This window comes from Burkholderia sp. BCC0397 (assembly GCF_902832865.1).
Lineage (GTDB): Bacteria > Pseudomonadota > Gammaproteobacteria > Burkholderiales > Burkholderiaceae > Burkholderia.
Genome location: NZ_CADFDL010000019.1, coordinates 39,049 through 50,797 on the forward strand (window position 1 = coordinate 39,049; position 11,749 = coordinate 50,797).

Here is an 11,749-nt window from a genome sequence, read left to right on the forward strand (position 1 = left end):
CCCAATTTAGGGGCGCGGCAACGCCCGGTCAATTTGACGAGAACGAAATTGCACGGCGCATCTCGGACAGCGTGCGCGCCCGGCGCCGCTCACGCGCCCAGCAGCATCCCCTTTCGCACCGGCACCGTGCCCGTCACGCGGCCGAGCGGCACGCCGGCCGTCACGAAACGGATCGCGCGGCGCATGTAGAACACGCCATCGGTCGCGCTCGCAATCGTCGTGACCGCATCCGTCAGCGGATCGACGATGTCGAACAGCGGATCGCCCGCTCGGATCGTCGCACCGATCGCCGCGCGGTGCACGAGGATCCCGCTCACCGGTGCGTAAAACTGCTCGCTGCCCGCGAGCGGCGTGGCCGGCGCGGCCAGCGGCGGCAGCGGCGCACGCTCGCCGCGCACCGCGCCGCACCACACGAGATAGTCGACCAGCGCGTCGGCGTCGCGTTGCGCGTATTCGTACGTCACGTCGCGCTGGCCGCGACACTCGACCGTCACGGCCACGGTGCCGGCCGCCATCGGCGTGCCGTCCGGCAAATGCGCGCGCAACTGCGACCACAGCAGATGATGCGCATCGTCGAACGCATGGCCGCCGGAATCCTCGGCGAGCAGCGACACCTCCGCCCCGAGATAACGCGCGAGCGGCTCGACCTCCGGCCACGCGGTATCGCTCGTATACACGTGCATCACCGCTTCGAGCGAACAATGCAGGTCGATCACCACATCGGCGTCGTGCGACAGCTTCAGCAGCGCAAGCTGCAGCGCATCGAATTCGGTGCGCGGCGCGATGTCGTCGAGCGCCGCGCCGACGCATTCGCGCACGATCGCGCGATTGCGTGCGCCGTCGTCGCCCAGCCGATCGCGCGCACGCGCGGCGATCTCCGCGAGCGGCAGGAAGCCGCGATTGAAGTTGCGGCCGCTCGCGAGGTCGAAACGGCCGATGAACTGCCCGAGCAGATGATGATTGAGGCCGACCGGATTCGACACCGGCACGAGCACGATCTCGGCCGCGAGCCGGCCTGCGGCGTCGAACTGCGCGAGGCGCTGCTTCAGCACGACCGCCGCGAGCATCGCGGGCGTCTCGTCCGCGTGCAGCGCGGCCTGCAGGTAGATCTTGCGGCCGCTGTCGGCCGGCCCGAAATGAAAGCTCGTCAGCGTGCGCTGCGTGCCGATCGACGGCGACAGGAGCGGCGTGGTGCGAATCTGCATCGATGATCTCGAACGGATGAAACGGGGAATCGGAGGAATCTGCGGAATCGGCCGGCCCGGCGCTCAGTCGCCGTACGGGTTGAAATCGAAATACTGCTTCGCGATCCGGTCGTACGTGCCGTCCTTCAGCATCGACGCGATCGCGCCGTCGATCGACGCCTTCAGCGCGGTATCCGACTGCCGCATGCCGATGCCGACGCCGCGATCGCCCATGTCGAGCGGCGCGCCGACGAACGCGAAACCCTTGCCGCGCGGCTGGCGCAGGAACCCGTAGTCGGCTTCCACGGTGCCGAGCAGCGCCGCGTCGAGGCGGCCGTTCACGAGATCGGCGAACACGTCGTCCTGGCTCTTGTACGGCACCACGCCGACGCCGGCCGGCGCCCAGTGCGCGAGCGCCCACGATTCGAACTGCGTGCCCGACTGCACGCCGACGCGCTTGCCGGCCAGCGACGCCGCCGTGCCGTCGAGCCCGCTGCCGGGCCGCGCGACGAGACGCGACTTGAAGCGGAACAGCTTCGACGAGAACAGGATCTGCTTCTCGCGCTTCGCGGTGATCGCCATCGACGACAGGATCGCGTCGATCTTGCGCGCCTGCAACGCGGGGATCATCCCGGAGAATTCAAGCTCGACCCACTGGCAGCGCAACTGCGCGCGGCGGCAGATCTCGTTGCCGAGATCGACGTCGAAGCCCTTCAGGCTGCCGTCGGGCGCCTTCGCATCCATCGGCGGATAGGTCGGGTCGATGCCGAGCCGCACCACGTGCGCGTCGAGCGCAAACGCGGATGTGGCCGCCAGGCCAATGCACAGGGAAACGAGCGGGACGAGGAAGCGTTTCATGGTCGACGATGGGCAGGAAGCGGGACAAACGGCATGAGCCGGACTGCCTGCGATCGTAGGCGCCGCGGACTGCCGCCGGAACCATCGGCTGACTTATCATGATCGGTATTTCCGATCACCGGCCTCGCTGCTTGCCATGGCGTTCACGCTGTCCCAGCTCCGCATCTTCCAGGCCGTCGTCGAGCACGGCAGCCTGCGCGCGGCCGCCCGCGCGCTCGATCTCGCACAAAGCGGCGTCACGCAGCAACTGCAGGGCCTCGAGGCGACGCTCGGCGCGACGCTGTTCACGCGCACCAATCGCGGGATCGTGCCGACCGCCGTCGGCCAGCGGCTGCTCGCGCGTTCCGGTTCGATCCTCGGCGAATGCGAGCAGGTCGAGCGGGAAATCCGTCAGTTGAGCGGCGCCTACGAAGGCACCGTCACGCTCGGCCTCGTGACCGAGCCGCTGATCGACGCGTTCGCGCCCGTGCTGACCGCGTTCCGCGCGCGCTTCGACAAGGTGGACGTGCACCTGCGAACCGGCACGTCGCGGATGATGATCGGCTGGCTTCGCGAGCGCGCAGTCGATTTCGCGATCGCGCTGGTCGCGAAGCAGACCGACACGACCGATCTCGCGGTCACGCCGCTGCGCACGTCGGCGCCGGTGGTCGTCTGCCGCAACGGGCATCCGGCGATGCATGCGCAATCGCTCGCCGAGCTGGCCGATCATGCATGGGTGTCCACGCGCTCGCCGAACCTGAGCGCCGACCCGGTCGTCAACCGGCTGCTCGCGTACTTCGACGCGCACGGCCAGCCGCCGCCAAAGATTCTCGCAACCGTCGAAGGGATGTTCGAGACGCTGCAGATCGTCACGCAGACCGATTCCCTCGCGCTCGAAACCGAGGCGATCACGCGGCACGGGCCGTTCGCCGGCGCGCTCGCGAAGGTGCCGGTGCGCGAGCAGGCCGAAGCGCAGGACGTCTGCCTCCTGCAGCGCGCGGCCGTGCCGCTGACGCCGGCCGCGCAGGAACTCGCGACGATGCTCGCGTCGTATCTGAGGGTGGTGCGCGGGCGGTAAGCGCATGGGGCCGCGCCGCCGCCCGCCTCGCGCATCGCGCGCGTCAGTCCAGCGATTCCCGCGCCGTCTCGCGCAACATCGCGACCGCGATCAGCGACAGCACCACGCACGCGGCCACGTAGCCGGCCGGCGCGAGCTTGCTGCCGGTCGTCTTCACAAGCCAGGTCGCGATCAGTTGCGCGGTGCCGCCGAAGATCGTCACCGCGAGCGCATACGCGATCGAGATGCCCGTCGCACGCACGTGGCGCGGCAGCGACTCGCACATCAGCGCCATTTCCGATGCCGAGCCGAGCGAATAGAACAGCAGCATCAGCGCGGTCAGCGGCAGGATCACCGACAGCGTCGGATGATGGTTCATCAGCCAGAACGCCGGGAGCAGCAGCACGACCAGCACGCCGCGGCCGACGAAGATCGGCAGGCGGCGGCTACCGAGCCTGTCCGACAGCCAGCCGAACAGCGGGCACGTGACCAGCATCACGCAGCCCGACGCGACGCCGACGAACATCGACAGCTTCATCGGCAAGCCGAGCGTGTGGATCGCGTAGGTCGGCATATAGAACGTCAGGATGTAGGTCGACACCGTGCCGCCCATCACCGTGAGCATCAGCAGCAGCACCGTGCGCGTGTGCTTCGAGAACAGCGCGTGCAGCACGCCGCGCTCGATGCCGTGATGGCGGTCACCGGGCGCGTCGTCCGCGAGCCGGCGGCGCAGGTACATGCCGACCGGCGCGATCAGCACGCCGACGAGGAACGGCAGCCGCCAGCCCCAGCTTTCCAGCGCGTCCTTCGTCATCGTGTTCGACAGCAGCGCCGCGAAGCCCGAGCCCATCAGCGCGGCGCCGCCCTGCGTCGCGAGCTGCCAGCTCGCGCGGAAACCGCGGCGCGACGTGCCGCCCTGTTCGAGCAGCGTCGACGTCGCCGCGCCGAATTCGCCGCCCTGCGAGAAGCCCTGCAGCAACCGCGCGAATACGACGAGCAGCGGCGCGGCCACGCCGGCCTGCGCATAGGTCGGCGCGATCGCGATCAGGCCGGTGCCGAGCGCCATCAGCATGATCGTCAGGTTCAGCGCGGCCTTGCGCCCCTTGCGGTCCGCGTAGACGCCGAGCACGACGCTGCCGAGCGGCCGCGTGAAGAAGCCGGCGGCGAACGTCGCGACCGACAGCAGCAGCGACGTGGTCGGGTCGCTCGACGGGAAGAACAGCTTGCCGATCAGCACCGCGAAGAAGCCGTACACGGTGAAATCGAAGAATTCCAGCCAGTTGCCGATCACGGCCGCGGCGATCGCGCCGCGCCGCGTGACCGCCGGTGCACCGGGCGCGCCAGCTTCGGCGGTGCCCGTCGATGCAGCGTGCAGCGCGAGATGGTCTTTCTGCATGGTTCGTGTGTCCTCTCAATGCGGTCGGAAGCGCCGGCCGCCGGTCGCCCCGCCGCCGCGCTCACTGCCCCAGGTAACGCTCCACGAGGCGCGTCCAGAACGCCGCACCGATCGGCAGGTTGCGATCGTTGAAGTCGTATTTCGGGTTGTGCACCATGCAGCCGTCCTCGCCTTCGCCGTTGCCGAGCCGCACGAACGAGCCCGGCCGCTGCTGCAGCATGAACGCGAAATCCTCGCTGCCCATCAGCAGGTCGGTCTGCTCGACCACGTGCGCATCGCCGACGAGTTCGCGTGCGACCTGCGCGGCGAAATCCGTTTCGGTATCCGTATTGACGACGACCGGATAGCCCTCGATGTACTCGACGTTCGCGGTCGCGCCGTAGCTCGCGGCCTGCGTTTCGGCCAGCTCGGTGATGCGGCGCTTGAGCAGCGCGCGCACGTCCGGGCTGAACGAACGCACGCTGAGTTCGAGGCGCGCGCCGTTCGGAATCACGTTGTTCGCGGTGCCCGCGTGCATCGAGCCGACCGTGACGACCGCCGGCTGCGACGGGTCGACGTTGCGCGCGACGATCGTCTGCAGCGCCATCACGATGCTCGCCGCGACGACGACCGGATCGACCGTCAGGTGTGGCCGCGCCGCGTGGCCGCCGACGCCCTCGATCGTGATGATCGCCTTGTCGCCCGCCGACATGAACGGGCCGCGCCGCGTGAGGAACACGCCGGGCGCCGCGCCCGGATGGTTGTGCATGCCGAACACGGCGTCGCACGGGAAGCGCTCGAACAGGCCGTCGTCGATCATCTTCTTCGCGCCGCTGTCGACGCCGTGCTCTTCCGCCGGCTGGAAATACAGGTGCACGGTGCCCGAGAAGTTGCGTGTCTTCGCGAGATGCTGCGCGGCGCCGAGCAGCATCGTCGTGTGGCCGTCGTGGCCGCATGCGTGCATCTTGCCGTGCGTACCGCTCGCATACGGCAGGCCGGTCGCCTCGACGATCGGCAGCGCATCCATGTCGGCGCGAATGCCGATGCTGCGCGCGCCGTCGCCCACCCGCAGCGTGCCGACGACGCCCGTCTTGCCGACCCCGCGCGTCACCTGCCAGCCCCATTGCTCGAGCTTGTCCGCGACGAGCGCGGCCGTGTCGTGCTCTTCGTACGCGAGTTCGGGATGGTGATGGATGTGGTGACGGATCTCGCGCAGCCCGCCGGCGGCGGGCATCAGATCCTCGACTTCGGTGAAGCGGGTAGCGGTGGTCATCAAGGGGCTCCTGCCGTTCGTCTGCGTATCGGCCGCACGCGAGCGATGGCGTGCGGGAAAGCGAGCCACTATAGCGAGCCGATATCCGCTCAATAAGATGCGGAATTTTTCACCGTGATAAGTGTTTTTAATCAGGGTTAGTACGGATGCGCTGGTCCGGCTGGTAGCTTTCGATTTGATTGGGTACCCGCCCGTGGCGCGCGTAATTTTCCGGCGGGCTGCCGATGGGGTTGGCGTGGGCCATTCTGTATCCCTCTCATCAGAGACCTTGTGCAAACATGCGAGCGGTCACCCACGACTTGTTCCATCGTGGAATTACACATCGGAGTCCCACTCCAATTTTCAAGCAAAAATAGACGTCGTATCCTCCACGCTGTCGTTAACGTCCTTAATCGAAAACAATACCTGTTATGCGCCAATCTACCGGGTTGGATACCTCCCGCATCACTGAAAATCTGAATACCTGCGCTCTGCTTTGACCGATGAATATGGTGGAAACCACACATTGTTGAAATGTTGCGACGAGGCTTGTTCGATGCGCCGTCTGCGGGTGGCGGCAATATCCCGGCCGCTAGTTGAGGGGATGCATCTCTCACACCATTTTCGAAGATGCAGGGTATGAACGACTTCAGTCCTTGGGAACAGATGATCGCGGAGCTTGCTGCCATTCTCGACGGTGGAACCCGTGTACCGGAGCAGAGGTGCGGCAATGTGGTCACAGCGCGCGAGCCGAACAGAACCGGCGTCCCGGCAAGCGGTATTGGCGAAGTCGCCGAGGCCATCGTCGCCGTCGAGCGACTGAATGCGACGACGGTCCTCGTCTCGTGGAGCGACTCGACACGCTGTCGCTATGATGAGCAGCGTTGGGTCAACGCGAAATCACGGTCTAAGGGGCGCTGTGCACTGAGTGGCGAACTTGTACAATTTGGCGACGATGTCTACAAGCCGCAGTGGCGTGGCTCGAAACGGCCGGGGAATAGCGCCGAGATGATCCTCGCTTCGGCAATGGATTGCATGATCCGCGGCTGCGGTGCAAGACTACTTCTTGATTGCGCTCAACTGCCGATCGAAGTCCGCGGGATCAAAGTAGTCTCGCCAAACCGTGATTCGATCATCGACGATGGTGAGGGTACCCATCACGGGAAGCGTGATTTTTCCTCCTGATTCGTGTTGAAAGACGTCGATCCGCTCATTGAGGACAACGTTTCCCACTGCGGCGATATGGGTCACCGTCCAGTCGACCTTGAACGTCGTACCGATCCCGAAGTCGCTGTGGAATTTGCGAACATTGTCCCGTCCAACGATGTCAGGGAACGGAACGTTATCGTAGAGGACCTCGTCAGAAAGCATCGACAGTGCGTCGTCGATGCGGTTCTCAGTCCAAAGCGAAAAGAATCGAAACGCCACGGCCAAAACATCGGTAGTCATCTCGGCTCCGTCGGATAGGGGTGACAAGCAGGCGCGGTACATGAAGCACAAGCAGGTGCTCCATGTACCGCCAGTCCTAGCCTTGAACGAATGCCAGCAGTTCCGCGTTCAAGACACCTGCGTTGACGGTCAACATCCCATGGGAGAAGCCCGGGAAGGTTTTCAGCTTGCTGTTCTTCAACAGTTTGATTGCCTTGAGCGCCGCGTCTTTGTATGGGACGATCTGGTCATCTTCGCCGTGAAGAACCAGCGTCGGCACGCCGATCAACTGGAGATCTTCGGTCTGGTCTGTTTCCGAAAACGCCTTGATACCCTCGTAGTGGGCTTGCGCGCTACCCATCATTCCTTGGCGCCACCAGTTCTGAATCACGCCCTGATGAACGATCGCGTCCGGACGGTTGAACCCGTAGAACGGGCCCGCGGGCACGTCTACGAAGAACTGTGCGCGATTTTCAGCGAGCCCCTTGCGTAGCCCGTCGAAGACATCCAGCGGCAGGCCTTCGGGATTCGATTGCGTCTTCAGCATCAGCGGCGTCACGGCGCTCACGAGAATTACCTTTGCGACACGCCCCGCCGGCTCGCCGTGCCTTGCAACATAGCGAGCCACTTCGCCCCCGCCGGTGGAATGGCCGATATGCACTGCATTCCTGAGGTCCAGCGTCTCGACGAGAGCAAACGCATCCGCTGCGTAATGATCCATGTCGTGACCTTCAGCGACCTGCGACGAGCGCCCGTGTCCGCGCCGGTCGTGGGCAATGACGCGATACCCGTTCGACAGGAAGAAGAGCATTTGGGCATCCCAGTCATCCGCGGAGAGCGGCCAGCCGTGATGGAACACGATCGGCTGAGCGTCCTTGGGTCCCCAGTCTTTGTAGAAAATGTCTACGCCGTCTCGCGTTGTAATGAATGACATGATCGTGTTCCTTTCGTACGGTTGCAGGGAAGTAACTTTTGCTGCGGAAGCAGTCGTCGCGGCCAAGGCGATCTCGAGTGGTCGAGTGGTTGTCGCCGGAATGCGGCTGGCAGGCGAAAAGAACGTCCGCGGGCGCCGTCTGATCTCGAGCCCGCTTCAGGAAGGCATGGTTACGTCGACGGCGCGAACGGGTAATCGATGTAACCCTCCGCGTCTTGCGTGAACCATGTTGCCGGGTCGTCCGACGCGAGAGGAATCGCTTCAGCCAGACGCCGAGGGAAGTCCGGATTGGAGATGAACGGGCGCCCGAACGTAACAGCGTCGCCAACGCCTGCATCGAGTTCTGCCTGAGCTCGAGTTGCGTCGAAATCCGAGTTGAGCACCAGCGGCCCTTTGAAAGCCGGCCGAATTTTCGCGGCGAGTGGATCGAGGTAGCCAACGCCGAAACTGCCGTTCAGCGGAGGCTCGCGCAGTTCCAGGAACCCGATCCCTACTGTAGATAGCGCCTCGGCGGCCGCGATAAACAACGGCAAGGGATCGCTGTCACGCACGCCCTGGGTTTCGCCGTTGGGAGACAGGCGAACGCTGGTACGGCCGGGACCGACTACATCCGCGACAGCCCGGGTCGCCTCGATGAGAAGCCGGAGCCGATTCGGAATCGATCCGCCATTGACGCTGACTCAGGAGGGGCGCGACCTGCATGAACGCACGCTGCGCCTGCTGTCGGAAATGGAGGCGATCGAACAGGCTGCTGCCTCGGCGCGATCCGAGCCTGCGGGCATCCTGAAAGTGACCGCGCCGCTCCCCATCGGGGTTCATCTCATCGCGCCCGCCCTACCCGCGTTTCGCGAGCGCTTTCCAAAGCTGTCGATCGACCTGCGCCTGGGTGATCATTTCGTCGACCTCGTCGGTGAAGGTATCGATGTGGCTGTTCGCGTGGGGGATCTCGCGGGCTCTCGTTTGGTCTCGCGAGCGCTTTCGCCTCACTACATCGGCGCCTATGCGTCTCCGGACTACCTCGCCAAACGCGGTGTTCCCAGACATCCTGACGACCTCGTGGATCATGATTGCGTGAATTTTCGTTTTCAAAGTTCGGGACAAGTTTTTCGCTGGACCTTTGCCACGAGCGAAGGGCCGCTCAGCCTCATGCCGGATGCGGGCATCGTTGTCGATACCAGCGATGCGGTGGCGGCTGTCATGGCGGCTGGTGGAGGCGTGGGAATTTCACCGACGTATGTCGCTGCATCGTACGTTCGGCGCGGGGAACTCGTGCCGGTCCTCACCGAGTTCGTCGAACCGCGCTCCACTATCACTGCGCTTTGGCCGGAGAGTCGCCGTAGTAGCCCGAACGTCAAAGTATTCTTGGCATACCTGAAAAAGGTGTTTGCTTCGTATGCGGCAGACCATTGACGAGCAGCGGCATCTGATCGAAGCAGACTCGTCGACCGGACAAAACTGCTCGGTGCGCGACCGACGACGGCGCGGGAATCCAGCTGGCACTACGCCAGCGAAATAGGGTTCGCCGGCAGGAACGCATTCGCTGGAGCGAATGGGTTATGTCGTACGCGCTCAATCCGGCAACTATTCGCTCGGACATCGCGTGCTGTACCTCGGCAAGCTGTACGAGCAGTCCTTCCATCTGTCCACGGTGGTTGAACCGGCGCTACACGCGCTGGCCGCGCTGACGAAAGAAAGCGCATCGTACTACGTGCACGACAACGGGCAGCGGCTTCGCCTGTTTCGGGCCGAGCCGTCCGAAGGGCTGCGTGAAACGCGGCTCGCGGGAACGATGCTGCCGCTCGATGACACGGCCATCAGCCAGGTGATCCGTTTCTGGGGACTCGGCGAACCGATCTATGACAAGCCGCCGGCACTGCCCCTCTTCACCGCCGGTGCGCGCGACGTGCACACGGCAGCGTTCGCGGTGCCGATCTTCTGCGCCGGCGACAAGTTCATGGCGGCGCTGACGCTTTCAGGTCATGCGTCTCGCCTCAGCGTCGCGCACGAGTCGGGCGAACTCGATCGACCGCAACTGGATGCGGCGGCCGATCTATCCCGGAAGCTGGGGGCGAGTGTCGCGCTCTGCGAGAACGTCTACGGCACCTGATCGCCGCTTCGACACAGGCAGGGTTCAGGTCGGCGAGCCGTTCGTCGCCTGACGGCGGACACGTTCGCCCAACGCCACGAACGTGCACGCGCGCACGCCGAACGGCGTGGCTTCCTATGCGGAATTTTTCACCGTGGTAAGCGTTTTTAATCCGGGTGAGTACGGACCGGTCGGGCCGGCACGCACGCAACCCGCTTCTTCGCTCGCATGACGCGGGCAGCATTCCTTACGCATGCGTCGAGCGCGGCCGGTCGTTCGTCCGCACAACCGCATGGCCGGCGGACATCGACTGTGAGTCGATGTCCTCACCGCGCGATTCGCGCGACGCGATCACCGCGACGAACGCGGGAAGCGCCATCAGCATCGCGTAACCCGCGACGAAGATCGCCGAGCCCGTGTAGCTGACGAGCAGCGTGCCGACGATCGGGGCGATCGATCCGCCGAGCACCGATGCGAGCTGATAGCTGGTCGACAGTGCGGTAAAGCGCACACGCGTCGGAAACAGTTCGGCCATGTACGCGGCCATCGGTCCGAGAATGATGCCGTGGCAGGCCAGGCACGCGATCAACGCGAGTTGCAGATGCGCATAATCGCTGCCCGGCGACAACGTGAACAACGAACAACCGGCGACCGCCGCGCCGAGCAAGCCGGCGATCAGCACCGGGCGCCGTCCGACCCGGTCCGACACGTGCGCGGCAATCAGGATGACGACGACCTCGATCGCCGACGCCCACATCAGCGCGGACAGCGCCTGCGGCCGGCTGAAGTGCAGATAGCCGGTCGCGAGTCCGAGTGCGAACGTCGAGAACAGATACAGGAACGTGTTTTCCGCGGCCTTCACGAAGAACGCACGCGCCATCTGCCGCCAGTTGCCCGCACACGTTTCGCGCAGCGACGCGCGCTCGACCGTCCGATGCGCGGCGGCCAGCTCGGCGAATGCCGCCGATTCCTCGACGCGCCGGCGCGTCCAGAAGCCGACGATCACGAGCAGCGCGGACACGAAGAACGGGATCCGCCACGCCCAGTCGACGAACGCGGTATCGCCGTAGAACCGCTGCACCAGCCCGATCACGAACGCGGTCAGCACATTCGCGAGCGGACCGGCGAACATCGTGAAGCTGGTCCAGAAGCCGCGCTGCGCGGCGGGCATCGATTCGGCGATCATCAGGATCGCCCCGGTCGCTTCGCCGCCGACCGCGATCCCCTGCACGATCCGCAGCAGCACGAGCAGCAGCGGCGCCGCGATACCGATCGACGCATAGGTCGGCAGCAGGCCGACGCAGAACGTGCTGATGCCCATCATCAGCAGACTGACGACGAGCGTCTTGCGGCGGCCGATGCGGTCGCCGATCATCCCGAACACGATGCCGCCGAGCGGCCGCGCGACGAAGCCGACCGCGAACGTCGCGAGCGCGAGCAGCGTGGCCGCGAGCGGATTGCCGACGACGAAGAACTGCTTGTCGAACACGAGCACCGCACACGCGGCGAACGCGAAGAAGTCGTACCACTCGAGCGTGGTGCCGACAGTGCAGGCGAACATCAGGTTGGCACGCTTTTTCATCGCGCATGTCTCCG

The 11,749-nt window shown here is 65.1% G+C and carries 10 protein-coding genes and 2 pseudogenes; 4 read left to right on the forward strand and 8 right to left on the reverse strand.

Features of this window, described 5'->3' with window-relative positions:
- Positions 1 to 89 precede the first annotated feature (89 nt).
- Both HWX03_RS34035 and HWX03_RS34040 read right to left on the reverse strand, forming a co-directional pair.
- Positions 90 to 1,205: a succinylglutamate desuccinylase/aspartoacylase family protein gene (locus HWX03_RS34035; RefSeq protein ID WP_175874305.1), complete on the reverse strand. Its 1,116-nt coding sequence runs from the start codon at positions 1,203 to 1,205 to the stop codon at positions 90 to 92.
- Positions 1,206 to 1,268: 63 nt separating this feature from the next.
- Positions 1,269 to 2,042, reverse strand: a complete 774-nt coding sequence (locus tag HWX03_RS34040; RefSeq protein WP_175874306.1) for a transporter substrate-binding domain-containing protein — start codon at positions 2,040 to 2,042, stop codon at positions 1,269 to 1,271.
- A 136-nt stretch (positions 2,043 to 2,178) separates the two neighbouring features.
- Between HWX03_RS34040 and HWX03_RS34045 the strand changes: the two genes are divergently transcribed.
- Positions 2,179 to 3,099: a LysR family transcriptional regulator gene (locus HWX03_RS34045; RefSeq protein WP_175874307.1), complete on the forward strand. Its 921-nt coding sequence runs from the start codon at positions 2,179 to 2,181 to the stop codon at positions 3,097 to 3,099.
- 43 nt (positions 3,100 to 3,142) lie between these two features.
- On the opposite strand, the gene HWX03_RS34050 is transcribed toward HWX03_RS34045, so the two are convergent.
- Positions 3,143 to 4,474, reverse strand: a complete 1,332-nt coding sequence (locus tag HWX03_RS34050) for an MFS transporter (RefSeq protein ID WP_175874308.1) — start codon at positions 4,472 to 4,474, stop codon at positions 3,143 to 3,145.
- Between the two features lie 61 nt (positions 4,475 to 4,535).
- Complete coding sequence (locus tag HWX03_RS34055) at positions 4,536 to 5,726, reverse strand: M20 aminoacylase family protein (RefSeq protein ID WP_175874309.1); 1,191 nt, start codon at positions 5,724 to 5,726, stop codon at positions 4,536 to 4,538.
- Between the two features lie 645 nt (positions 5,727 to 6,371).
- Between HWX03_RS34055 and HWX03_RS34060 the strand changes: the two are divergent.
- Positions 6,372 to 6,728, forward strand: a pseudogene (locus HWX03_RS34060) (DUF3331 domain-containing protein); the annotation flags it as partial.
- 36 nt (positions 6,729 to 6,764) lie between these two features.
- Here HWX03_RS34060 and HWX03_RS34065 read toward each other — a convergent pair.
- The 3 genes from HWX03_RS34065 to HWX03_RS34075 form a co-directional block, all read right to left on the reverse strand.
- Positions 6,765 to 7,154 (reverse strand): limonene-1,2-epoxide hydrolase family protein, encoded by a 390-nt coding sequence (locus tag HWX03_RS34065; RefSeq protein WP_175874310.1) that lies wholly within the window; start codon positions 7,152 to 7,154, stop codon positions 6,765 to 6,767.
- Positions 7,155 to 7,230: 76 nt separating this feature from the next.
- Entirely contained in the window at positions 7,231 to 8,067 is an 837-nt protein-coding gene (locus HWX03_RS34070) for an alpha/beta hydrolase (protein WP_175874311.1), read from the reverse strand.
- Positions 8,068 to 8,237: 170 nt separating this feature from the next.
- The gene (locus HWX03_RS34075) at positions 8,238 to 8,726 is read right to left on the reverse strand and encodes a hypothetical protein (protein ID WP_279612263.1); all 489 of its coding nucleotides are present in this window, start codon (positions 8,724 to 8,726) and stop codon (positions 8,238 to 8,240) included.
- Positions 8,727 to 8,736: 10 nt separating this feature from the next.
- Between HWX03_RS34075 and HWX03_RS34080 the strand changes: the two genes are divergently transcribed.
- The gene (locus tag HWX03_RS34080) at positions 8,737 to 9,477 is read left to right on the forward strand and encodes a substrate binding domain-containing protein (RefSeq protein ID WP_244132846.1); all 741 of its coding nucleotides are present in this window, start codon (positions 8,737 to 8,739) and stop codon (positions 9,475 to 9,477) included.
- Positions 9,478 to 9,604: 127 nt separating this feature from the next.
- Positions 9,605 to 10,174 (forward strand): annotated as a pseudogene (locus HWX03_RS34085) (IclR family transcriptional regulator); the annotation flags it as partial.
- Positions 10,175 to 10,400: 226 nt separating this feature from the next.
- On the opposite strand, the gene HWX03_RS34090 reads toward HWX03_RS34085, so the two are convergent.
- On the reverse strand, positions 10,401 to 11,735 hold the full coding sequence (locus HWX03_RS34090) for an MFS transporter (RefSeq protein ID WP_175823537.1): 1,335 nt from the start codon (positions 11,733 to 11,735) through the stop codon (positions 10,401 to 10,403).
- Positions 11,736 to 11,749 lie beyond the last annotated feature (14 nt).

Coding starts and splice junctions, on each gene's coding strand:
- HWX03_RS34035 (WP_175874305.1), bottom strand. CDS start 1,205: ATGCAGATTCGCACCACGCCGCTCCTGTCGCCGTCGATCGGCACGCAG.
- HWX03_RS34040 (WP_175874306.1), bottom strand. CDS start 2,042: ATGAAACGCTTCCTCGTCCCGCTCGTTTCCCTGTGCATTGGCCTGGCG.
- HWX03_RS34045 (WP_175874307.1), top strand. CDS start 2,179: ATGGCGTTCACGCTGTCCCAGCTCCGCATCTTCCAGGCCGTCGTCGAG.
- HWX03_RS34050 (WP_175874308.1), bottom strand. CDS start 4,474: ATGCAGAAAGACCATCTCGCGCTGCACGCTGCATCGACGGGCACCGCC.
- HWX03_RS34055 (WP_175874309.1), bottom strand. CDS start 5,726: ATGACCACCGCTACCCGCTTCACCGAAGTCGAGGATCTGATGCCCGCC.
- HWX03_RS34065 (WP_175874310.1), bottom strand. CDS start 7,154: ATGACTACCGATGTTTTGGCCGTGGCGTTTCGATTCTTTTCGCTTTGG.
- HWX03_RS34070 (WP_175874311.1), bottom strand. CDS start 8,067: ATGTCATTCATTACAACGCGAGACGGCGTAGACATTTTCTACAAAGAC.
- HWX03_RS34090 (WP_175823537.1), bottom strand. CDS start 11,735: ATGAAAAAGCGTGCCAACCTGATGTTCGCCTGCACTGTCGGCACCACG.